This window comes from Neorickettsia risticii str. Illinois (assembly GCF_000022525.1).
In the GTDB taxonomy this organism is placed as follows: domain Bacteria; phylum Pseudomonadota; class Alphaproteobacteria; order Rickettsiales; family Anaplasmataceae; genus Neorickettsia; species Neorickettsia risticii.
Map to the genome: position 1 here is coordinate 37,929 of NC_013009.1, position 23,279 is coordinate 61,207.

The window sequence follows — 23,279 nt, forward strand, 5'->3', positions numbered from 1 at the left end:
TACTTTCTTTCTCTTGTTTCTTGTTCATGAGGTCTCCCCTTTCTCCTTCTCTTTTTGCCTATCGTTTTCCTCTGGCTGCTATCTTGTCAATAAGTCATAGACTTTCAGGTGCGTTTTTGTTTTTTTATACAGGTTTTTTTTCTTGGTATGTTTTTGCTTGCTTTTACATGCCGTCTTCATTTTTGCACACTGTCCTTAGCCCATTTTTTTCGGGTTATTTGGCCGGTTTTCTCTTGTGTTTCTTTCTTTTCTTTTTTTGCTATCATCTTTGTAGTGGGGTTAGGCACCTTTTCTGGGATTTTTGTACGGGTCTTTCCCAGGCTTCTGTTAAGGTAAGTAACTTTGTCGTTATTATTGCTGCCCTTTTGCTGTTCTTCTTAATGTTTTCTCTTGCTTTTCTATGAGATGTGCTGTTAGGAGTTGGTTGGCTCAACGTATTACGGCTCTTTTGCTGTTTTTATTATTTATCTTTTTACTTTTCTCGCTTTGTTCTTTTAAATGGATTTTTCCATTTGATATTGAATATTTAAGGTGCCATTTAGGTATCCTTTTGGTATTTGCTACGTTCGTATTAATTACTCAGTATCACGCTTTGCTCGGATTGAATGTAATAATAGAGGATTACATCGCTTCTTCTATTCTGCGAAGGGTCCTTGTTTTTTTGAATATTATCTTCGTCGGCTCTACTCTTTTTGCGTTTGTAGCTGTATTTTATAGACTATTTTTTTAGCCCTATGGACTTGTTCTTGAGGTTGGGCAATGTACTGACTGAAGTGGTTACCTCGATTTTCGATGTGACGCTTAATGAGCAAGCTTCGCTCTGGAGCTCTTCGAAGAAAAGAGAGTATGGAGATTTTTCCACGGCCATTTCTTTTCTTCTTGCCAAAAAGGTTGGACTTTCCTTGCATGAGGTAGCTTCTTCTATAGCGGGTGGTTTAAGGTCTTTTAAGGATCTTTTCAAGAATGTCTCTGTAGCCTCTGGGGGTTTTGTTAACGTTTTTCTTACAAGTGACACATGGTCCGAATTTTTAGCTGCGGTGAGTGATGATGCTAGTGGTTATGGATTTTCGGATATTGGTCATGGTGTTCCGCTTAATCTCGAGTTTGTATCAGCGAATCCTACGGGTCCGCTTCACTTAGGGCATATTAGAGGTGCGATTATCTTTGATATCTTTGCAGAGCTGTTGGATAAGTTCGGGTTTTCCCTTACGCGTGAGTACTACATTAACGACGCCGGAAAACAAATTGATTTACTTGTCTATTCTGTCTTTGTTCGCTTTTGCGAACAGCTGCAGGGAAAAGAGAGCGATAATTTCCCAAATAGTTGTTATGCCGGTGAGTATATAAAGGATATAGCAAGTTATCTTATTTCTACATTTCCTGATTCCGTTAAAGATACTACAGAGTTGAAAAGCTTTTCAGACACTTTCAGGGAAGTGATACTTTCACTAACCATGGATATGATAAAGTCGGATTTAGCTAAGTTAGGCGTAAGTTACGATTGTTATGTCAGGGAGAAGGAGCTACATAAGGGAAATTATGTTGAAAAGGTAATAGCAGTCCTTGATGAAAAAGGTTACTTAGGTGAGGAAGAATTGCCGTCGCCTAAGGGAAAGAGTGGCGATTGGGTAGAAAGAAAACAAAAGGTCTTTCTTTCAAAGAAGTTCGGTGATGACACGAATAGAGCGCTACAAAAAGTAGATGGAAGTTGGACTTATTTTGCGTCAGATGTTGCGTATCACTATCATAAACTTGAACGTGGTTTCAACCATATGATTGTTGGTTTAGGTGCTGATCACGCTGGATATGTTAAGAGACTTTTTGGTGTAGTCGAGGCACTCTCCGGAGGTGATGCGCGTATCGATATCAAATTGTATAATCTTGTTAACCTTTTCAAAAATGGAAAGCCAGTAAAACTTTCTAAACGCAATGGTGACCTTATAACGCTCGATGATGTCCTTGAGAGTGGTATTACGGTAAATGAAATACGATTCGCCATGCTTACTAAAAGTAGCGAAATCGTGTTGGATTTTGATTTGGATAAATTCGTTAGTACCTCGTACGATAACCCGCTTTTTTATGTCCAGTACGCGCATGCACGTTGCTGTTCCTTACTTAGAAAACGTGAGCCTTCGGCTAAGTGTGATGCTGCAATGCTCGTGGAAAACCTGGAGCTTGATTTGATGGTGACTCTTGCAAAGTTACCTTCTCTTCTTGAAATGATTATAGTTTCAGGTGAAGTGCATAAGTTGACTTTTTATTTGCAGGAAGTTGCAGAAAGGTTTCATTCTTTGTGGAACGCAGGTATGACGCAAAACAAGCTCAGATTCATTATAGAAGATGAACCGGGGCTCACGAACGCAAGGTTAACATTGGTGAAAGCTGTAAAAAACACACTAGCTTCTGTTCTCAAAGTGCTGAAAATTGAGCCCGCAGAAAGAATGTAAAAACCCAGATGGGGGTCCCTGCGAGCGGCAAGAGCGATATAAAACAGAAAGGAACAGCCTGAACGCCTTGCAAGAGAAGTCTATCTAAGACTCTCACAAGGACCTGGCGACTATCACTACTTGCGCTCACCCATGAGGTTTAATAAGCTAACGAAGATATTAATAAAATCGAAGTATAGCGTAAGTGCACCAACTACAGCGATCTTCGAAAGTGCTTCTTCATCCGCATTGACAGAGAAATAATAAAGATCCCTGATGCGCTGCACATCGTAAGCAGTAAGACCAGTAAATATCACAACACCAAGAGCGGACACAGCGAAATAGATAGCTGGACTAGCAAGAAAGATATTCACCAAAGCAGCGATCAAAATACCCACGACTCCCATCGTGAGAAAAGAACCCATTGCTGTTAGGTCTGTCCTAGTATTATTCCCATATATTGCCATTGTTCCGAACATTGTCGCCGCAATGAAAAAGACCCTTGCCACGCTAGCGCCAGTGTAAGCAATGAACACCCAGGATAGAGAAAGTCCCATAAGCACCGAGAAACACCAGAATAGGCCCCTTGCTTTTTCGGAGGTCATACTCAAAATCCTCGTACTAAAGACTACAACAAACACTATAGGGGCAAACATCACAACCCACTGAAGTGGTGTTTGATACAACAAGGAGAGCATGGCCGGAGAGCTTGCAACAAAGAAAGCAGTTAGACCAGTTATTCCAAGAGCCGCAGCCATATAGTTGAAGACCTTCACCATGTACACTCTCAACCCTTCATTTCTATAAGCAGAACCTGTCGAAGTGGAAGAATAACGGTTGATAAAACTCATATAAGCAAAATGCTACGAACAAACAAGAACCATTATACAACAGTTAGGTCCATTATTACACCCCGTTTCCACGCGAATTAACGAATTTTCTACGTTTTGGGAAAGACTATAATTCAGATTATAGGGCCCCTTTCCAGAGGCCCTAATCGCATTCAAACTACCCTTGAAGCCTGAGGTCTCAAATGCGAATCGCATCCCAAGGATGGGACACAGGTTCTGTTTTGTTCTTCCTTCATTCCGCTTTCCCTGAGCTTAGCAGCTATCTCATGTTCTCTAGTCAGAATAGACTTGATTCTGTCATGCTCTGTACCGATGCTAAATGCATATCCGGTTTTGTGGAGATTGTTCTGCGCTTTGTTTTGTTCATCGTTCATGTGATGTACACGAAAACCTTTTTCGGAAAGGGTTTCTTTGATTTGACTAAGTCCCATAGTGCTGTCTTGTAGCAAGGGAAGTTTCTCAGAGAGTGCTTCCTTAGTCTTGCTAAGTTCTCCAGTCTTACCTGGCATTAGAGTATGTTTTTGAGAAAGTGCTTCCTTAGTCTTGCCAAGTTCTCCAGCTTTACCTGGTACTAGATGGTGTTTTTGAGAAAGTGCTTCCTTAGTCTTGCCAAGTTCTCCAGCTTTACCTGGTACTAGATGGTGTTTTTGAGAAAGCGTGTCCTTAATCCTGCCAAGTTCTCCAGCCTTACCTGGTGTTAGAGAGTGTTTTTGAGAGAGTGCTTCCTTAGTCTTGCCAAGTTCTCCAGCTTTACCTGGTACTAGATGGTGTTTTTGAGAATGCGCGTCCTTAATAACGTTAAGTGTGCCAGTTTCTTTCCCAGGGAGCGGACGTCTCTCGGAAAGTATTTCCTTGATTTTATTGAGTCTTCCATTTTCGTTGTGGAAAGAAAGGCCTTGATCGGGTAGTGTTTTGTCATTTTTGGTAGACCGAGCAAAAATGGAACGTAAAGCGGCATACCCTTGCGAGAATATTTCTTTGATTCTGTTCAGTATACGCCTCAACCATGATTTATTCGGAACCGTCTTATGAGTTTCCTCTTCTTGAGATAGCGTCTTCCTAGTACTAAGGGGAGTTTCTGTGATCGTTTTCTGCTGCGTTTTTGGAAGAGAAACATCGACTGTATGTTCCTTAATGTGTAACTTAGGTATTGTTACACTGAGTGTATCTGCGGTTATTGCACCATCTTCCGAATTAAAGGGGCTACTTCTTAGATTGTCCCTTCTCTTTACTTGGGCATACAGGTGTTTGCTCTTGTCATCAATTTCCTCTTTATGCGGGCGAAGTGCCGGGTATGCTTTTTCAGCAAACTTTTCCAGGGATTGGGTGTGTGATTTTGAGTAGGCTTCTATATCGTCGAGGCTTTCGTAAATTTTCTCTTCTTGATGTATGGAAGAACGAGGTTCATTTGCTACTCTCTTATGTGGGCTGCTAATAGAGCTAGTGGATTGATGCTCATCTAGTTCTGGTATAGGTTTTAAGTCCCATGGGTCTAGGTAGATTGGTTCACTTTTTTTATTCTCATTTTCGTTCCTAAAGGTAGGTGTAAATGATTTTATTCCTGAAGATATATTCCCAACTTGTTCCTCATTTACGGATGTGGAGAAGGTATGCGATTTCTGTATGTGAGCCTCTTTTTGTACATTTCCTGAAGGAAGAGAATTCTGACTTTGCGAGCTAGTAATTTCTCTTTCTGCAGAGTCTTTATTTTGTTCCTTTATGGAGATGCTGTTTGTGTCTGCAGGATCGATGCTTTTATCATCTTTGATCCATTTTGGATTGTATATTGCGTCAAAAATCTCTGGCAGAGCTGGGCGTTTTACTATGGCTTCATTTCTCACAGTACTGTTATCCTCTGTTGAGGTAAGACTTCCTTGATTGTTTGGCAGTCGTTCACCTGTGTTTTTCTGCTCAGATGTTTCACCTGTTTGTACGCTGTGCTCATCTGCTATTGGCTTGATAGAGGGGAGTGGATCGTGAGTATCTTTCGATGCTTTGAATAGTGGTGAAAGTATGTAAGCAGCGATTTCATCAGTACTAACACTACTAATACTGATACTATCGGTTTCAGATGCAGTATCTATTTCAGGACCGAGCTTGTTTTTTGTTTCGTTTTGCTTATCTCCATTTGGGATTGACAAATCAAATATATTTCCTGAATCACCAATACTGCTTCCTTGTGCAGAATGGTTTTCGTTACTTACGGATGTAGTTTTGTTCTCACCGTCGATTTTAGTTGTAGTATCTCTCCCAGTAGTAGGTTCACTTTTTGTTTCATTTTGCCTGTCTACATTCGAAATTGCTGAGTCAGGTACTGAAATGTCGTCAATTCCTGAATCACCAATACCACTTTTTGTCGAACGGCTTTCACTGCCTGTGGATGCAATTTCGTCAATTTCATCGTATACACCACTACCCAAGTCCGATGTGTTCATCTCCTCATCAACAAAGGGGATTTCATCTTCGTCTCCATATTCACTTGGGATTGAGGGTAAAGGGCGTTCCTCGTATTCATTTCGGAGAGGTGCTGCTGATAGTTCTGTCTCTGGTTTTGGTGTAGTGAATTCCTCCCCTAATATTTGATTTGCTAATTTGATTGCAGCAATGCCAGACTTTTGCGTGATGATTTTTTCAACAGTGCCAGAATTTTGTGAAACAATTTTCTTCGCTGGCTTTTCTTTTGGTAGCTTCTTTGCAGTGGTGTCAGCTTTTATGGTGCGTCGGTTCATTGAACCGAGTGTAGCGAATTTCTTCTTCAATTTTTGCATACTAAATTTTTGCATACTATGATAAGTAAGTAATTTATATTCCAATATTCATATATTATCTTTAATAAATTCTTTTAATTCGTTATTCTTGAATGAAAATTCAAACTAAAGTCTCAAATTTTAATATTTTTAAGAGGCTATTACGGGTAATTCAGTATTGCGCCATGCCGTGAAGGATTGCACTTGAGTAAAAGAAAATCTTTACGAATCTAATCTTGCGGATTTAAAGGAGAGTGCTAAACTGGAGGCACACGGTTGTCCTGAGCATTTTGATAGTGATGCTTTTGTTGCGTGCTCGGTTTCTCGTGTTAGAGAGGTTTTGTATATGGCTAAAGTAGCGAGCAAGACGAACCCTGGAAGGCAAAAGGGCTCCAAGGCCACCAAAACTTACAATGGCAGGCCGGTGCAGCCTTCTCTCTATATTCATAGGCACACCAAGGGGAAAAATATTTCCTACATGGGTGCGGAGTATGAGAACGGTGATCCTGTCGAAAGTGATGATTCGTCCGGTATGCCAGTAAGGTGGGATAGTATCTAGTAAGTTTATGCCGAATGTTACTATCAACGGTAAGAAGCTTTTGGTTGAGTCTGGGTGTACTGTCATCCAGGCCTGCCAAATGGCTGGCGTTGAGGTGCCCAGATTTTGCTATCATGAGCGTCTCAAGATAGCTGGCAATTGTCGAATGTGTCTTGTTGAAATTGAGGGTGGTCCTCCGAAGCTGGCCGCTTCTTGTGCAACTCCGGTTGTTGATAATATGGTTGTGCATACCGACACGCCAAAAGTAAGAGTGGCTAGAGAGGGTGTTATGGAGTTTTTACTTGCCAATCATCCTTTGGATTGTCCCATATGCGACCAAGGTGGCGAGTGTGACCTCCAAGACCAGGCAATGCTTTATGGAAAAGGTGAAGGTAGATTCTCTTACGCCAAAAGATCCGTACAGAAGAAGGATTTTGGACCCTTGATCTCAACCGAGATGAATCGCTGCATACACTGTACGCGTTGTATTCGTTTTCTCTCCGATGTTGCAGGTGTAGAAGAACTCGGAATGGTTAACAGAGGGGCTGATTCTGAGATAAGTACCTACATACAAAAATCTCTTTCATCTGAACTTTCTGGCAACATAATAGACCTATGTCCCGTTGGAGCTCTCACGTCGAAGCCATACGCTTTTACAGCTCGTCCGTGGGAACTTACCAAAATCGAAAGTATAGATGTTCTTGATGCAGTTGGCAGTAACATCAGGATTGATGTAAAAGGGCAAACGGTGATGCGTATACTTCCGAGATTGAATGAAGAAATAAATGAGGAATGGCTCTCGGATAGGTCCCGTTTCTCCTATGACGGTCTAAGAGTACAGAGGTTGGATAGGTGCTATGTGAGAGTGAATGGCAAGCTCTGTGAGTCTACATGGAAAAAAGCAATATCCGAGATTGTTAAACAGATTGATCGCGTAAATCGTGAAGAAATTGCTGCAGTTGCAGGAGATTTGGCGGATGTGGAGTCAGTCTTCCTTCTAAAAAGGATGCTCAATAAATTGGGGGTTTCCAAAACCGAATGCAGGCAGGACGGGGCGAGTTATATGGTCTCGGAGCGCGATTTTTATACCTTTAATACTACTTTTGCTGGTATAGAAGAATCAGATTTCTGTTTTCTTGTTGGAGCAAATTTACGTGTGGATGCTCCACTAATAGCTGCAAGAATTAGAAAAAGGTGGTTGTCTGGTGATTATACCGTAGTGGGTTTAGGAAGCGATGCAAGATACGCTTTTGATGTCTCAAGCATTGGTAATGATGTTGCTACGCTTGTTGAGATAGCGTCCGGGAGAAATCAGAAATTCCAGGAGTTGTTTGGTAGTTCCAGAAGGCCAATGATGATCGTTGGTCCCGATGTTCTAAGCCGCACGGATGCGAATTATATCGTTTCATTGCTTCGAGCAATTGCTGAGAGATTTGGATTTTTTCAAGAGAGTTTTAATGGCTTCTCGGTGTTACAGCGTCACTCTGGCACTGTTGGCGCTCTGGATGTAGGATTTTATCACCAAGACGGTTTGAGGGGCGTTCTAAATGGTGATACGAAGCTCGTTTACCTTTTAGGTGCTGACGATTGTGTTGATAGCATACCTGAAGATGCGTTTGTTGTGTATCAAGGTCATCATGGTGATAGGGGTGCATCTAGGGCTAATGTCATACTTCCTGGTTGTTCTTACGTAGAAAAGGATGCGATTTATGTCAATACCGAGGGAAGGGCACAGCTTGCCTTTAGAGCTGTTTTTCCTCCTGGTGAGGCGAGGGATGATAGAGAGATTATAGCAGAACTTGCTCAAGCACTTGGTATTCCGTTTAGTAGTGTCAGTTTAGCACTTATAAGGACGAAATTAGAGAAGTTGGGGCCGCATTTTAAGCATCTTGGTATGTGTGTGCCTAGGGGTCCTTCCAAGTATGAATTTATGGGTGAGGCTGTTTTTGCAGACGAAGTTATTTCATTCAAAAAAAGGAATTTTTATATGTCCGATGTGATTAGTAGGGCTTCTAGTACGATGGCGAAGTGTAGTGAGGAGTTTAATGCTTTATCTTGTTCTCTCTAAGCTTATTTGGATAGTGCTACTTGCAATAGCGTTGATACTTTGTGTGGCCTATCTGACGTATGCAGAGAGAAAGGTAATAGCAGCAACACAACTCCGTGTCGGTCCCGACTTGGTAGGGCCGTTTGGGCTTCTTCAACCGATTGCTGATGCTATAAAGGTTTTGCTTAAGGAGATAATTATTCCGAATGCCGCCAGCCCAAAACTGTTTTTGTTCGCCCCCGTAATCATATTTGTGTTGGCGTTGGTAGGGTGGGCGGTCATACCGTTCGGGATATCCGAAATAGATGGTGTAGAAGTGCCAACTGTAATTGCGAACGTTAATCTTGGGGTTATGTACCTTCTTAGTGTTGCTGCGCTTGAGGTTTATGGAACGATCATTGCAGGTTGGGCGAGTAAGTCTAGCTATTCATTTTTGGGAGCACTTAGGTCGGCTTCTCAAATGATTTCATATGAGATTGTTATAGCGCCGGTGATCATGACGGTTATACTGCTCACTGGGTCCCTTAACCTGGCCGAGATAGTGGTGATAAAGCACAGTCTGCCATATTGGGTCGATATCCTGATGTTGCCCATGACTTTTATATTTTTTGTTTCGATTCTTGCAGAAACAAACAGACATCCTTTCGATTTACCCGAGGCAGAAGCTGAACTAGTTTCGGGTTACAATGTCGAGTACTCATCTATCCCTTTTGCACTCTTCTTTCTTGGAGAGTACGCAAATATGATATTGAGCAGTAGCATAATGGCGACGCTGTTTTTAGGTGGGTGGTATCCGCCAATTGACTGGTGGGGTTTATCCATTGTTCCGGGCTTTATCTGGTTTATTCTGAAGATTGTATTCGTTCTGTTTTGTTTTCTTATTGTCAGAGCGACACTCCCACGTTACAGATATGACCAGTTAATGAGGTTGTGTTGGAAGATATTTCTGCCTGTGACGTTACTCTGGATAGTTGTTATAGGTGGATTAGTAGCTTTTAATATTGTCTGACGAGGAGTCGTAGGCCTCTGTTCATACTTTGATAGTAGTATTGCGATTGTTTGGTGTTCTGCTATCTTTTACTTCCTGCTCTCCCCTTTTGGAAATGCGTGCTTGCGTAACTTTTTTGTTCTTGGCTGTGTTTTGTTTACCTGCCTGTACCCCACTTCTAATAGGAACGACAGCTGCTACAGTTGCGGTAACCTCAATTCAGGATAAGGGAACAGGTGAGGTTATCGATGATAAAGCTATTTTATCTAGGGTGTCTGGAGTTATTTCTAGTAAGGATTTTTGCAAAGATCTTACTGTCTCTGTAAACGAGGGTAGTGTGCTTATTTATGGTAGCGTGCGTAATTCAACAGATAGAGTGGCAGCAAGTAAACTTGTGTGGTCACAGGAGGGAGTGCGTGAAGTGATAAATGAGATACAGGTACAAGATAAGGAAGAATCTTTTGCTGAATCTGCGTGGATCGCAGCACAAATAAAGTTGGCTCTCCTAGTGAAGAGTTCTGTAAAGTCTTTCAGCTATACCGTTGAGGTGATAGACGGGACAGTGTATCTTCTGGGAGTCGCGCAAAGCAAAGAGGAGTTTAGTAGGGTTTACGACATTGCAAGGCGTATTGAAGGTGTAAAAGAAGTTGTAAGCTATGTCAGACTCAAAAGCGCTACCGGAACCTCTCTTCAATTGCACAAACGCTAGGAGGATGGTATCCTTTTTTAGGTCCAGGTAAGGTGTCAGGCGAACCCGGTCAGGGCAGAAATGCAGCAGCCGTACCCTAGCGCCTTAAGCTGGGCCCGTTTTTTCTTGCTGGTCTGGCCCTAGCATGTGTGCGGGGTTGACAATCCTGTCGAACTCCTCTTCGGAGAGAAGTTTGAGTTCCATGGCTGCTTCCTTAAGTGTGCAGTCCTTTACGTAGGCAAATTTTGCAATTTTTGCTGCGTTGTCATATCCAATTTCCTTGTTCAAAGCAGTAACCAGCATCAACGATCCCTGTAACATGTTGTCTATTCGCTTTTTATTTGGCACTATTCCCATTGCACACTTCTCACCGAAACTCATCATTCCATCTGAAAGTAAATCCATTGATTGGAGCAGATTATATATAATCATTGGTTTGAACGTGTTGAGCTGTAGTTGGCCGCCAGAACCAGCCACGGTTATGGCTAAGTGATTTCCAATGACCTGCGCACAAACCATTGTTAAGGCTTCGCACTGGGTTGGATTTACCTTTCCTGGCATAATTGATGAGCCGGGTTCATTCATCGGTAATATAAGTTCCCCTATACCGCATCTTGGACCAGAACCGAGTAATCGAATATCATTTGCTATTTTCATCAACGACACAGCTAACGTATTTAAATTACCGCTTAACTCAACTAGTGTGTCGTGTGAGGCAAGCATCTCACACTTATTTTGCGCAGGTACGAACTCTATAGAAGTAATTCTTGAGATTTCAGCAACTATCTCATGATCGAAGTTCCTCCTCGTGTTTAACCCAGTACCGACGGCCGTCCCTCCTTGCGGTATTTCAAGGAGCCTAGATAAATTCTCATTCAAACGGGATGCGCTTTTATTGAGTTGTTCACGAAAACATGAGAATTCCTGACTTAATGTGATAGGGACCGCATCTTGCATGTGAGTTCTCCCGATCTTAACAATGCCAGAAAAATTTTTTATTTTTTCTGATAACACCTCAACAAGGTAAAAAAGCGAGGGGAGAAGTTTTTTGAGCATCTTTTCAACAGCTGCAATATGCATTGCAGAGGGAAAAGTGTCATTTGATGATTGTGCCATATTAACGTGGTCGTTCGGATGAACTGGAGTTTTGCTGCCGATCACACCATTAAGCTTCTCTATAGCTCGATTGGAGATAACTTCATTAACATTCATGTTCGTCTGAGTTCCAGATCCTGTCTGCCAGACCGAAAGCTGGAACTGATCATCTAGTTTCCCATCGATGATCTCATAACACGCTTCTTCAATTGCTCCAAGGTGATCCTTTGACAGTGCACCCGCTTTTACATTTGTGCGTGCCGCAGCGAGTTTAATTATTGCGATTGCCTTTATTACTTCCATAGGAACCTTTTCTGTCCCTATTTTGAAATTTTCTATTGCTCTTTGAGTTTGTGCACCCCAATACTTATCCTGTGGGACTTTTATCGATCCGATAGAATCAGTTTCAATTCTGTAATCCATGTCTTGTAAGGGAAACCCAAATGCACCAGCATAGGCCGATTATAATCCCTCCGGCAAGGTTCAGCTAGAGTTTATCTAAAGAAAGGCTTACAAAAATAAAGACAAAGGCCTACAGAAATAAAGGATCCCCACAAAGAGAGCAATAGCTGCAAAACCCCCTTAGGCACTATCCCCCAACAGAGAAGCACATCAGGAAGCCCCCTCTTTTCAAAGGGAGCAAGACCACAGCTATCACAAGGAGCAAAAGGCGCCACACTTACCAAACAAAAGTGGAACCAGCTAAATCGTACTTCTTAGAGATAAAATGTTTCCACGTTTAGAAAAATCGCTTTCTACCAATAGACGAACCTTCAGCAGAGCCGGACCTCTCGTGAAAACCCCTATCACTGTTACCAGATCGGTTATCCTTGCTATTTTTTCTAGGAGGGGCTCCAAAACGCTTCTTAGGTGAGGAGCCACTCCCACTACCTACTCTATCCTCATCAATGCGCATAGTCAGCTTAATTTTTCCATCTGAACCTATATCCTTGATCCGCACCGTAACTGACTGCCCTTCGGTGTGTTCTGCACGTATATCATTAACCCTGTTCCTACTAATTTCACTAATATGGACCAATCCTTCCTGCTTATTTGGAAGAACAACAAACAGCCCGAAGTCAACTATGCTTACTATTTTTCCTTCATACAGTTCGCCAATTTTGAGCTGCGAAACATTGGAATCAGAAGTACCTGAAGCCATATCAACCCTAGTTTTTGCTTCCATCAATGCCTCCTCGGTGTCAGCCATTATATAAACATAGTTGTTTTGATCTATATCAATCTTTGTAGAGGTATCAGAGGAAATCCCCCTAATAGTTTTCCCACCACTGCCTATCACTTTATGCACAACATCCTTATCGATCTTGTAACATAGTATCTTCGGGGCTGAATCCTTTAGACCTTCACGCGGCTTAGCAATTGCATGCTCCATCTTTTCAAGGATGTGTAACCTTCCAGCCAATGCCTGATTCAGTGCATTCCTAATTGTTGCTATACTTATGCCACGCACTTTCATATCCATCTGAAGCGCGACAATTCCATTCCGTGTACCCGCAACCTTGAAGTCCATATCCCCAAGCATGTCTTCATCACCCGAAATATCACTCAGAATGGCAGACCTTGCCCCATCAGTTATTAGGCCCATAGCTATTCCCGCTACATGCTTCGTAATAGGAACTCCAGTGTCCATTAGAGCCAAAGATGACCCACACACTGTTGCCATAGAAGAGGAACCGTCAGATTCTGTAATTTCAGAAACCAAACGCAAAGTATAAGGGAAAACCTCCTTACCTGGCAGAACAGCCTTCACTGCTTTGAGGGCTAAACGTCCGTGGCCGATTTCCCGCCTTCCTGGCGCGCGCAGAGCACCAACTTCACCAACTGCGTACGGCAAAAAGTTATAGTGCAAGAGTACGGACTCCCTTCTTTCACCATCGATGTCATCCATAACTTGCTCATCTTGATAAGACCCCAGCGTAGCTACGACCAAACTCTGTGTTCCACCACGAGTGAAAAGAGCAGAACCATGAGTGCCAGGAAGGTAATCCAGAGCGATACTGATTGGACGTATTTCCGTTAAGCTTCTTCCATCCGGCCTTATGCCCTCCTCTAAAACGTTCTTTCTTACGATCTCTTTTTCAAGCTTCCTAATGAAGAATAAAATCTCGGACTCAGTGTACCCATCATCCTCCAGTCTAGCGAAGGTATTCGCATAGACCTGGTTAAGCTTGTTGTGCCGCTCCTCCTTACTACTTATCCTCTCATTATAGACGCTCTCTAATTGTGCATTACACGCTGCACGCACCTTCTCACAGAGCTCTTCATTGTCATAGAGTACTCCTACCGGCTTTACCGTAGTAACGCTTTTAACAAACTCGTTGATGAAGGAAAAAATCGGTTTTGCACTTTTCAGCGCCTCTGAAAGGGCATGTACAACCTCCTCTTCAGAGGCTTCATTTGCTTCGGCTTCCACCATCACAACTGATTCCTCCGTACAAGCAACAAAGAGTTCGAGGCCATCTTCTGTTTCCCTGATCTCGTTACATGTTGTTTCCGACCCATGCATGTTAACATCGACCCCGACAACGGGACCGCTAAACGGAATTCCAGAGAGCTGCAATGCAGCGGAAGCCGCAATCAGAGCTGGTATTTCAGGTAGAACCTTTCTATTGCCATGCGCAAGAAGCTTGCACACTATGTTCACCTCATTAACGAGATTTTCCTCTATCAAGGGTCTTACAGCTCTATCAACCACCCTGGAGGCCAATACCTCTCTCTCTGAAAGTTTGCCTTCCCGTTTGAAGAAACCGTTTGGTATACGCCCAAGAGCGTATGATCTGGCCAAGAAGTTCGTCACCAGTGCTAGACCTGACAAGTCGGAAGTCTTTTTAGAAGCTGCACTATCCTTCTGAAGAGTTACTACGGCCAGCACAACGGTTCCACCGTACGAAACACAAGCCGCACCAGCAGCCTGACGGGCCACTTCTCCGGTTTTTATGTGCAAACTCTTGCCCTCCCATTCCATGGAGGATTCTTTTATTTCAAACATTATCTACTTTCTTATATCAAGCATTTCCATCAAATTCTTACACCCTTGACGATCATTCTTTGCTAGATAATTGAGCAGCCTACGTCTCTTACTTATGATCTTAAGCAAACCCAGCCTAGACGAGTAATCCTTTTTGAATCCCTGTAAATGCCTAGTCAAGTTATTTATACGCCTAGTAAAGAGCGCAACCTGCACGAAAGCAGATCCCGTGTCATTATCTGCCGTCCTAAATTTTTTTATTACCTCAGCTTTTTCATTAACCATAATCTATAAAAAGACACACAAAAACCAAGCTCTACCAAAAGTCTCCCTCAGAAAACCGCGAAGGTTGAAGGCCATTGTAATACGAATAATCACAAAGATCTACCATGACATTTTTGCACCTTTTAGCTTGGGTATATCAACTCACAGCAGAACCCGATCATTGTTTACACAAGTTCAGTGACAACGTACACAAATGTCAAATTTGATACATCAACTTGCTTCACTAGCGCTAAAGACACGCTCGAATATGTAATCCAGATGTCTTAGGTAACTCTCATAGCAAAAGAGCTTATCAAATTCTTGAAGTGTCACACGCTTATCCATCTTTATGTTCTCTATGAAAGACGTGCTCGCGTCACTCCAACTTTTCATCGCGTTTTCCTGAACTATACGATAAGCTTCTTCCCGTGTCTTTCCAGATTCTATAAGTGCCAGAAGGACCTTTTGCGAAAAAATAAGTCCACCTAAAAGGTCTAGATTATTTTTGATATTCTTCTCGAAGACCACTAATTCCCTTATTACAGTGGAAAGTCTTTCCAATGCGAAGTCTAACGTAACACAAGCCGTTGGAGCACACACTCTTTCAACTGAGGAATGTGAGATATCCCTTTCGTGCCACAGAGTGACATTTTCAAGAAACGGGGTGACCGTGCTTCTCACTATGCGAGCTAAGCCAGTAAGGTTTTCACTCAAAATAGGGTTTTTTTTATGAGGCATTGCTGAACTCCCCTTCTGACCCGGCGAGAAATACTCTGAACATTCCAACACCTCACTTCTTTGAAGATGTCTAATTTCTGTTGCAACGTTCTCTATTGAGGAAGCAACAATAGCAAGAGTACTAAAAAAGACAGCATGCCTATCACGGGGCAGCACTTGCGTTGCTAATGACTCCGATTCAAGGCCGAGTTTTCCAGCAACGTACTCCTGGACAAATGGATCAATATTACCGAACTGGCCTACAGCACCAGAAATCTTACATACAGAAATCTCCTTGATTGCTTGCGAAAGTCTAAGTCGATTTCGTTTAAATTCCTGATAGAATCGAGCGAACTTAAGCCCAAGAGTAATAGGTTCAGCATGAATTCCATGTGTCCTAGCAACACAGATAGTGTTCTTATGCTCGAGAGCCCTTTCCCTAAGTGCTTCAGTGACTTTATCTAAGTCTTCTAGGAGTAAAGTTCCCGCACGACGAAGCTGGAGCGAAAAAGCAGTATCTATTACGTCTGAGCTAGTCATGCCCATGTGTATATATCTTGCATCAGGGCCAACGAACTCCGCCACACTTGTTAAAAAGGCTATAACATCGTGCTTAACCTCTTTCTCGACGGACCCGATCCTTTCTATATCGAAAGCTGCTTTTTCTAAAATGACGCTCAAACTTGCCTGAGGTATATTACCAAGCCGAGCTTGTGCCTCGCACGCAAGAAGTTCAACCTCTAACCACAGGGAAAACCTAGTGTCATCCCTCCAGATCGATGCAGCGATTTCTCTACTGTACCTGGGAATCATATCCGGTCAAATTACGACGTACCCGCGATGGTTCCATCAGTGTCTCTCCTAGAGGCATCCAAAATGTGAACCCTGAGAAAACACTCAACTTTTGAATGTAAAAAAATCCTCACTTCATGCTCTCCAAGAGTCTTTATCGGTGCTCCAAGGACAACATTCTTAGCAGTGATTTCTATTCCCCTTTTTGAAAGCTCAGCGACAATCTGCTTAGCATTCACTGCGCCGAAAAGGACGCCGCGCTCTGCTTGGGCATATATAGGAAGAACATCAATCTCGGCGAAAGATCTTGCCAACTCTGATGCAGTTTCTAGCTCTGCAGCTTGTTGGGCTGCCAACTTCTCCTTACTGCTTTCCAGAATTGCCAAATTTTCCTTGGTAGCGCGCACGGCTTTACCAGAAGGAATGAGATAGTTTCTAGCAAAGCCCTTCTTAACCTTGAGGACATCCCCAACGTTTCCAAGTTTACGTGCTGTCTCCTTCAGAATAACTAACATACGCTCTACTCTTTACTTGTGGCGGTCACAGTACGGAACAAGCGCAAGGAACTTCATCTTCCGAACCTCTTTTGCCATCTTCCGCTGCTTCTTCGCACTCAAACCAGTGGCTCTTCTTGACAAGACGCGCCCAACTGAGGTCATGAAACGCTTGATAAGCGCCACATTCTTGTAATCAAAATCCTCGATCTTCAGATCAAGCTCAACCTGAGACTCAACGTCTACCGGAGCCGTCTGAGTCTTTTTAACTTCTTCTATACTCCCCATACACCTACGAATTATTGCTGATATTGGGGCAGCTTAAGTGATATAGCACCATCAGGTACCTTAAACTCCCTCTTCCTCTGTAGCAAATAACGTAACACAAGATCATTATACTTTAACTTTGCCTCAAATTTCTGAAGTGCCGATGGCTCAGCAGAAACAACGAACATAAAGTAATTTGCCTTCGTGTGGTTCTTTATCCTATATGCAAGGGCAAGAGACCCCCAGTTTTCCTGACGCAGAACTTTGATATTGTTCTCAGCGAAGGCGGCATTGAAGTTATCCATGAGATTGGACACACCCCCTTCAGAAAGGGAACTACTTGCAAGGAACACGCACTCATAAATGTGAGAAGGCATGTGACGAAGTGGCTACACGATAAAGGCCGAATTCTAACAGGAAAATTTTAGCTTGACAAGTATACCGTGAATGCACTTATAATCTCGTCTGTTTGTGTCAGTACTCTAGTGTGCGAACTGGCTCAGTCTTTTTTGGAATGCGAGTGTCGCTCCGGTTTTTGCAACAGAGTGAGGGCTGGTGTGTTAGAGTGTCTTTTTGGTTCGAATGGCGCGGATTTTTCTATACCTATTTTTACTGTTCTCCTTCGCTGGTTTTGCTGATGCAAGGGAGTATGTGAGAGTCGTAGGTTCGAGTACGGTCTTTCCATTCATGAGTGCGATTTCTGAGGAGTTTGCTAAGACCTATAGGGTTAAGACTCCTATAGTCGAGTCCACCGGGACGAGCGCCGGATTTAAGCTCTTTTGTACGGGTGTGGGTGATGCCCACCCGGACATAGTTGTATCTTCACGCAGGATGAATGAAGTGGAGTTGGCACTGTGCAAGGTGTACTCAATTGACAGTGGAGATATAATGGAAATTGAGCTCGGCAGAGATGCTCTCGTGGTTGCCAGTAGCAGTGGTAGTGGTCTTGATTACGAGTTCTCCATCCGTGACATTTTTGAGGCCATCTCGTTTTATGTAGCAGATGGAGTTAGACTTGTGAAGAACCCCAACAAGCGATGGGGTAACATAGATGATGGTAAATTCTATGACTCCGAGATTAAGATTTATGGTCCCACAAGGAACACTGGTACGTTCGAGTCAGTAAAAAAAATGATCCTACTCAGCCAGTGTCTCAATGAACCTGCCTTTAATCTAGCGTATGGGCCAGAAAAATTAAGAAAAATTTGTTCGGTTGTTCGTGATGATGGCGTTTATGTGGAAGTCAGTAACAATGAAAACTTGATGGTCCAAAAACTTGTACGTAATTCCAATGCGTTTGGTCTTCTGAGCTACAGTTTTTTCATAAGAAATTCCGATGCACTAAAGGCGCATTCTGTGAATGGAGTGCGACCAACTTATGAAAGCATAATGAGTGGTCAATACGATTTTGTTCGTCCAGTGTACTTATACGTGAAACTTACGCATCTTGGTCTTGTTCGTGGACTTAAGGACCTGCTTAATGAGGTTCTTAGTGAGAATGCACTGGGAACATACGGCTACCTAAGGGCTATTGGTATGGTTCCGATGCCAGATCAGGAACTAGGTGCCGCTAGGGAAAAGGTTGCATCTTTATCTTCTTGAAGTTGTTCGTGAATCGGTTTTTGCACGTGGCGTTGATCACGTTTGTCGTTTTCGTAGCAGATGTTGCAGTAGAAATTTATGTTCCTGCGCTGCCAAGCATTGGTGTTTTTTTTTCGGCAACAGCAACAGCCGTGAAGGCAAGTATAAGTAGTAATATATTGGGTCTAGCTCTTTCCAGCCTTTTTTGGGGTACGCTTTCTGATTTATGGGGAAGAAAACCTGCTTTACTTTTAGGTTCGTCGGTTTTTGTTGTTTCCAGTATTCTTTGTACTTTTTCCACTTCGGTCGATGCATTGGTTTTCTTCAGGTTTCTACAAGGTATTGGGCAAGGTGTTGCAGTGGTTGTCGGTTTCGCTAGCGTGAAAGATTTCTATTCCGGTGAAAAATGTGCGCAAGTTATTTCTAAATTATCCTCTGTGGTTGCGATTTCCCCGACATTTGCGCCTATTTTAGGTACTATTATCCTTTTTTATTTCAGTTGGCACTATATTTTTTTGTTTCTTGCCTCACTAGGATTTGGGTGTCTGCTGCTATTAATTTTCTTTTTCCAAGATACGCTGAAGGAGAGAAATCCCGCTTCATTAAAAGGGCTTTTTAACTCTTACATTCAAATAGCGACTAACAAGAGTTACGTCCTTTATTCTGCCGTGACAGTGATTACTTTCATGTGGCTCTGGAATGTTATCAGTTCTGCTCCTTTTTTATTACTCGAAGATATGGGTGTTACAATTGGGGAATACGGGTATCTCGTGGCGATTAACGTGATGGGTTTCTTACTGGGGACAATCTTGAACAATAGATATATTCCAAAGGTAGGTCTCAAGAGGTTGGTAGCGTTCGGATTAGTTCTTCCGCTACTTAGTGAGGTGGTGCTTATTCTTCTTCACTATACTATTGGGTTTTCACCGCTTGTACTTGAATGTATATGGTTTTTCAGTGCTATGGGACTTGCGTTCGTAGTTGGGAATTCAACTACGCTCGCTCTCGACCAAGTGGGTGAATCTGATAATGGCAAAGCTACTGCACTTCTGGTATGTTTGGAGATGGCACTTGGTGCATTGAGTGTCTACCTAAATGCACCTCTTTATGATGGGACGATAGTTCCGCTGTCGTTATTCACAATTGTGTCAGTTCTTGCAAGTATGATAGTTTTCCACTACGCAGTGAGGAATCCCGGTAATACTGTAAACCCAGCTAGATAGATACTAGGTTGGTTTTCATCCGCACGTCAGTTTTGCTTTCTCTGCTTTCTTTTATGTTTCTTGTTTTTGTACTCGCAGTATGCAATGTAACTGGTGCCACACAAGATTATTGTTGCTCCAAAAGATGTTCTAAATGATATGCTTTCTGAGAAGCCGTAGTATCCTATTGCTGTGGAAACAATTAGTACAAGAAAATAAAAAGGCATGACTAGACTAAGTTCGTCTGTATACATAATTGCTCCAATCCCGCTGACAAAGTAAACGAAAGCAATCAATCCAAAGTAGTGAATATTTTCCCAGAATGGCTCTGGGATGTCTGTAAAATTTCCATAAGCTGCTAAGAGTCCGGAAAATAATGTAATAAAAAACATAATGAAAAACGATTGAGTCACTATGGACTCCCTTTTTCCGTACCTTGCGGTAGCCAAATCATAAAGCACCCATAAAAAAGTCGCGAGAATTACATAAAGAGAGTAGTAGTTAAAGGTGTAATAGTTGGGATTTATTATGATGATTGCCCCTATGAAGCCTGTAATTAGGGCAGTAGCTTTACTCGCTCCGATTTTCTCACGTAGGATAACACATGACGCAAAACTGCAAAGAAGAGGATACAAAAGCGTTATTGCTGAAACCTGTGCGAATTCCATATTGTTGTACGCATAGACGAGCAACAGCTGTGCGGAGACAGTAAGAGATGCTCGCAGCATATATGATCTCCATAAAGTGCTTTGCCTGATTTCCCTGTTTTTATAGACTGCAAAGGGAAGGATAAAAATAAAGCCGCTTGCGTTGAGGAAAAAAGCAAGTACAAGTCTATCCATTTGTGTTCCCAAAATTCTGTACGAGGCGCACATTAATGCAGCAGTAAACATGTGCACAAGCATCCATAATATTGCCTTCAAGTTGTTATTAGGGATCATAGGCAGTTAGATTTGATGTATACGACTCAATGTAGAAAAATTTTCATCCGGGCTTTTGCAGAATACAGTCATTAGTTTTTCGCACTTATTGAAACACTTCCGTTTTCATATCAAACAAAAGATCTGTGATCGTGGCACTTTGCGTAAAAAGTAAGAAATTCATATTGCGAGTTTTTGTAAAGTATCATTCAGACTATGTAAAGAGGGCATTTAACATTAGAGTATTAACTATCTACGGCATTATCATCTGTGTTGTAGCTCATAATTATTACTTAAGAATTTTTGTTTACAGCTTCTCAATCGTTAATATATGGAAAAAGTCTTTATTCTCTGCATTTTAATCTCTTTCTTTTTGGGTTGTTGGCAAGTAAAGAGGTTTCTTTTTAAACGTGAGGCATATGAAAACATCACAAAATGCCATGTTACCACTCTAAGTGATCCACGCAAATACTGTAATTTCGTTGGTAGGCTTAGTTTTTACGAATGTGATGATATCTATCTCCTCTACAAGGATTCCAGGCATTTCAATATACTCGTTCCATTTGCTGCTGAAGGGAAAGTTGTTCTAGTGAATGTCGGTTATGTTAGGAAAGAAGAAAAAGATAGGGCAAGAGAGATGATCCTCCAGATCTTAAAATCTCAAAAAGAGTTTGCCTTCAAAGGTTACTTACTTCCAGTAAGAGGATCTAAAATTCCTCTTGTCAGAAACGACGTTGCTAATTTAGAGCTTTATTCTCTCAATATGAAAGAAATTGGGTCGAATTTTAGGTTGCCAGTTCTGGAATATATTCTGTATTCAACTTCAAATGATTTTATCACGATCTATCCTGAGATGATTTTATCACTGCAGAGGCCACAGCTGAAAATAATGATGCACTTCTGGTATGGGTTCATGTGGTATGCAGTCGCGTTTATCGGACTGATTTACTATTTCTTTAGCTCGAGAAAGATAGTACAGACCTCGCCTTCCAGTGAATAAGGACATCTATTCCCCATTTCTCTGGTAGATATCAGTAAAAACGCACGAAGTTCCCCTTAGAGGTTTCTTTGTTGAAGATGTTGCCTAACAGCGCGAGCCTCCTTAATTGTTAACTTTTTTATCCATAAAGAGGAAAAACTCTTCGTTATTTTTCGTTCTTTGCAGCTTGTCTATTATGAACTCGATCGCATCGGCGTCCGTCATCTGGTTAAGAATCCGTCTCAAAACCCAAACTTTGTTCAGGATGGAGCGCTCTAGAAGGAGTTCTTCCTTTCTTGTTCCTGACTTAGTTATATCAATCGCTGGAAACAGACGCTTCTCTGCAAGCTTTCTGTCAAGAATTATCTCGGAGTTACCAGTACCTTTAAACTCTTCGTAAATAAGTTCGTCCATTCTTGAACCAGTATCTACAAGTGCAGTTCCAATAATAGTCAAAGAACCACCTCCTTCAATATTCCGTGCTGCCCCAAAGAGACGCTTTGCTTTCTGAAGGGCATTGGAATCCACACCGCCACTCAAAAGTTTACCAGAAGACGGGACAACCGAATTGTATGCCCTCGCCAAACGAGTAATCGAATCAAGTAAAATAACAACGTGTTTCCCCTGTTCGACCAGTCTTTTTGCTTTTTCAATTGCAAATTCAGCAACGTACACGTGTTTATCAGCCGGTTCGTCGAATGTCGAGCTCACTACCTCTGCATTCACTGACCTACGCATATCAGTTACCTCTTCCGGTCGCTCGTCAATGAGGAGGATTATCAAGTGTATATCTGGATAGTTTGCGGAAATAGAATGTGCAATGTTTTGCAGGAGGATGGTCTTACCAGTTTTTGGTTGTGCAACTATCAACGCCCTTTGTCCTCTTCCGAGCGGAGCAACGATATCGATAATCCTACCGCTTAAGTCACAGTTTTTTGACTCTAAAGGCCGTGCGGACTTTTCACACTCAAGCTTTATTGGAGTGTCTGGATAAAGAGGAACCAAGCTCTCGAAGGCAACATACCTTCTGGCAGCAGACGCAGGACTGTTATTGATTTCCAATGCCTTAGAAAGTGCAAAATACCTTTCACCTTTTTTTGGAGCTCTTACTTCACCATAGATTAGGTCGCCCGTCCTAATACCGAGTCTTCGTACCTGTCCCGGTGAGATATAAATGTCATCTTGGTTCGCAAGATAGTTGTATACCGAAGATCTCATGAACGCAAAACCCTCGTTCAGGACCTCAGCTACGCCCGAACTCATTATGACCTTTTCAGTTTGACTGTCTGCGACTTCGTTCTGTGCTATGAGGATTATCAGATCCTGCTTTGACATCCCAGCTAGGTTCTGCAAATTTAATGACTCTGCCATTGTTAAAAGCTCTCTTGCACTTTTTGAACGCAAGTCAGACAAATTAATAACCTTTTCAGGATCACTGGCTGTGACATGCTCACGTCGTGTTTCTGCTATTACAGGACTCTTTGTTTCTTCAACTTTGCAAGGCTCAGCTCTTTTTCCAAGCTTCAAAGTACTTCTTTTCGTTGGTGTATTACTTTTGTGTTTTTCTACCGGCGATGCTTCTCCTGCTAATGGTTCGCTTACGGCAGAGTGGTGTAAATCTTTCAATAGTGTCATGGGTCGACCTAATAGTGTAAGTGCTGCAAAAAAAACAAGTCGAATTGCAATTCAAAGAA

At 42.3% G+C, this 23,279-nt stretch carries 20 protein-coding genes, 1 other RNA gene and 1 pseudogene; 11 read left to right on the top strand and 11 right to left on the bottom strand.

Annotated elements, in window-relative coordinates:
- The first annotated feature begins 26 nt into the window (after window positions 1-26).
- The 3 genes from sdhC to argS are packed head-to-tail and all read left to right on the top strand — an operon-like array spanning window position 27 to window position 2,447.
- Window positions 27-404 (top strand): succinate dehydrogenase, cytochrome b556 subunit, encoded by a 378-nt coding sequence (gene sdhC / locus NRI_RS00190; protein ID WP_238523006.1) that lies wholly within the window; start codon window positions 27-29, stop codon window positions 402-404.
- Window positions 401-730, top strand: a complete 330-nt coding sequence (gene sdhD / locus NRI_RS04270) for a succinate dehydrogenase, hydrophobic membrane anchor protein (RefSeq protein ID WP_041351330.1) — start codon at window positions 401-403, stop codon at window positions 728-730. Before sdhC ends, sdhD begins: the two co-directional genes overlap by 4 nt.
- Window positions 731-734: 4 nt before the next feature.
- A complete protein-coding gene (gene argS, locus NRI_RS00200; protein ID WP_012779442.1) occupies window positions 735-2,447 on the top strand; it encodes an arginine--tRNA ligase in 1,713 nt (570 codons plus the stop codon).
- Window positions 2,448-2,563: 116 nt separating this feature from the next.
- On the opposite strand, the gene NRI_RS00205 is transcribed toward argS, so the two are convergent.
- Together NRI_RS00205 and NRI_RS00210 are read right to left on the bottom strand one after the other, a co-directional pair.
- On the bottom strand, window positions 2,564-3,268 hold the full coding sequence (locus NRI_RS00205; RefSeq protein ID WP_448605944.1) for a Bax inhibitor-1/YccA family protein: 705 nt from the start codon (window positions 3,266-3,268) through the stop codon (window positions 2,564-2,566).
- A 161-nt stretch (window positions 3,269-3,429) separates the two neighbouring features.
- On the bottom strand, window positions 3,430-6,060 hold the full coding sequence (locus NRI_RS00210) for a hypothetical protein (RefSeq protein WP_238523007.1): 2,631 nt from the start codon (window positions 6,058-6,060) through the stop codon (window positions 3,430-3,432).
- A 310-nt stretch (window positions 6,061-6,370) separates the two neighbouring features.
- Between NRI_RS00210 and NRI_RS00215 the strand changes: the two genes are divergently transcribed.
- The 5 genes from NRI_RS00215 to ffs all read left to right on the top strand — a co-directional run bounded on the left by NRI_RS00215 (window position 6,371) and on the right by ffs (window position 10,410).
- On the top strand, window positions 6,371-6,583 hold the full coding sequence (locus NRI_RS00215) for a hypothetical protein (RefSeq protein WP_012779458.1): 213 nt from the start codon (window positions 6,371-6,373) through the stop codon (window positions 6,581-6,583).
- 7 nt (window positions 6,584-6,590) lie between these two features.
- A complete protein-coding gene (gene nuoG, locus NRI_RS00220) occupies window positions 6,591-8,630 on the top strand; it encodes an NADH-quinone oxidoreductase subunit NuoG (RefSeq protein WP_041351334.1) in 2,040 nt (679 codons plus the stop codon).
- Window positions 8,608-9,618: an NADH-quinone oxidoreductase subunit NuoH gene (gene nuoH / locus NRI_RS00225; RefSeq protein ID WP_012779459.1), complete on the top strand. Its 1,011-nt coding sequence runs from the start codon at window positions 8,608-8,610 to the stop codon at window positions 9,616-9,618. Before nuoG ends, nuoH begins: the two co-directional genes overlap by 23 nt.
- Before the next feature lie 127 nt (window positions 9,619-9,745).
- Window positions 9,746-10,306, top strand: coding sequence for a BON domain-containing protein (locus NRI_RS00230; RefSeq protein ID WP_238523008.1), 561 nt, complete (start codon window positions 9,746-9,748; stop codon window positions 10,304-10,306).
- A gap of 15 nt (window positions 10,307-10,321) precedes the next feature.
- Window positions 10,322-10,410, top strand: an RNA gene (gene ffs / locus NRI_RS04090) — signal recognition particle sRNA small type.
- 7 nt (window positions 10,411-10,417) lie between these two features.
- Here the strand turns inward: ffs and fumC are convergent.
- The 7 genes and pseudogenes from fumC to rpsF all read right to left on the bottom strand — a co-directional run.
- Window positions 10,418-11,803: pseudogene (gene fumC, locus NRI_RS00235) on the bottom strand (class II fumarate hydratase); the annotation flags it as partial.
- Between the two features lie 316 nt (window positions 11,804-12,119).
- The gene (gene pnp, locus NRI_RS00245) at window positions 12,120-14,390 is read right to left on the bottom strand and encodes a polyribonucleotide nucleotidyltransferase (protein ID WP_041351339.1); all 2,271 of its coding nucleotides are present in this window, start codon (window positions 14,388-14,390) and stop codon (window positions 12,120-12,122) included.
- A 3-nt stretch (window positions 14,391-14,393) separates the two neighbouring features.
- On the bottom strand, window positions 14,394-14,654 hold the full coding sequence (rpsO, locus tag NRI_RS00250; protein WP_012779462.1) for a 30S ribosomal protein S15: 261 nt from the start codon (window positions 14,652-14,654) through the stop codon (window positions 14,394-14,396).
- Between the two features lie 210 nt (window positions 14,655-14,864).
- Window positions 14,865-16,163 (bottom strand): adenylosuccinate lyase, encoded by a 1,299-nt coding sequence (gene purB / locus NRI_RS00255; RefSeq protein ID WP_012779448.1) that lies wholly within the window; start codon window positions 16,161-16,163, stop codon window positions 14,865-14,867.
- An 11-nt stretch (window positions 16,164-16,174) separates the two neighbouring features.
- Entirely contained in the window at window positions 16,175-16,657 is a 483-nt protein-coding gene (gene rplI / locus NRI_RS00260; protein ID WP_012779463.1) for a 50S ribosomal protein L9, read from the bottom strand.
- A gap of 12 nt (window positions 16,658-16,669) precedes the next feature.
- Window positions 16,670-16,924: a 30S ribosomal protein S18 gene (rpsR, locus tag NRI_RS00265; protein WP_012779449.1), complete on the bottom strand. Its 255-nt coding sequence runs from the start codon at window positions 16,922-16,924 to the stop codon at window positions 16,670-16,672.
- Window positions 16,925-16,935: 11 nt separating this feature from the next.
- Entirely contained in the window at window positions 16,936-17,280 is a 345-nt protein-coding gene (gene rpsF, locus NRI_RS00270; protein WP_012779464.1) for a 30S ribosomal protein S6, read from the bottom strand.
- 205 nt (window positions 17,281-17,485) lie between these two features.
- Between rpsF and NRI_RS00275 the strand changes: the two genes are divergently transcribed.
- Both NRI_RS00275 and NRI_RS00280 read left to right on the top strand, forming a co-directional pair.
- On the top strand, window positions 17,486-18,505 hold the full coding sequence (locus NRI_RS00275) for a substrate-binding domain-containing protein (RefSeq protein ID WP_012779450.1): 1,020 nt from the start codon (window positions 17,486-17,488) through the stop codon (window positions 18,503-18,505).
- Window positions 18,506-18,513: 8 nt separating this feature from the next.
- Window positions 18,514-19,707, top strand: coding sequence for a multidrug effflux MFS transporter (locus tag NRI_RS00280; RefSeq protein ID WP_041351341.1), 1,194 nt, complete (start codon window positions 18,514-18,516; stop codon window positions 19,705-19,707).
- A 26-nt stretch (window positions 19,708-19,733) separates the two neighbouring features.
- Here the strand turns inward: NRI_RS00280 and NRI_RS00285 are convergent, their stop codons facing one another.
- Window positions 19,734-20,627 (bottom strand): DMT family transporter, encoded by an 894-nt coding sequence (locus NRI_RS00285; RefSeq protein ID WP_041351343.1) that lies wholly within the window; start codon window positions 20,625-20,627, stop codon window positions 19,734-19,736.
- A gap of 310 nt (window positions 20,628-20,937) precedes the next feature.
- On the opposite strand from NRI_RS00285, the gene NRI_RS00290 reads away from it, so the two are divergent.
- On the top strand, window positions 20,938-21,606 hold the full coding sequence (locus NRI_RS00290) for an SURF1 family cytochrome oxidase biogenesis protein (RefSeq protein WP_012779466.1): 669 nt from the start codon (window positions 20,938-20,940) through the stop codon (window positions 21,604-21,606).
- 102 nt (window positions 21,607-21,708) lie between these two features.
- Here NRI_RS00290 and rho read toward each other — a convergent pair whose 3' ends face one another.
- Entirely contained in the window at window positions 21,709-23,220 is a 1,512-nt protein-coding gene (rho, locus tag NRI_RS00295; protein ID WP_407635190.1) for a transcription termination factor Rho, read from the bottom strand.
- Between the last annotated feature and the right edge of the window lie 59 nt (window positions 23,221-23,279).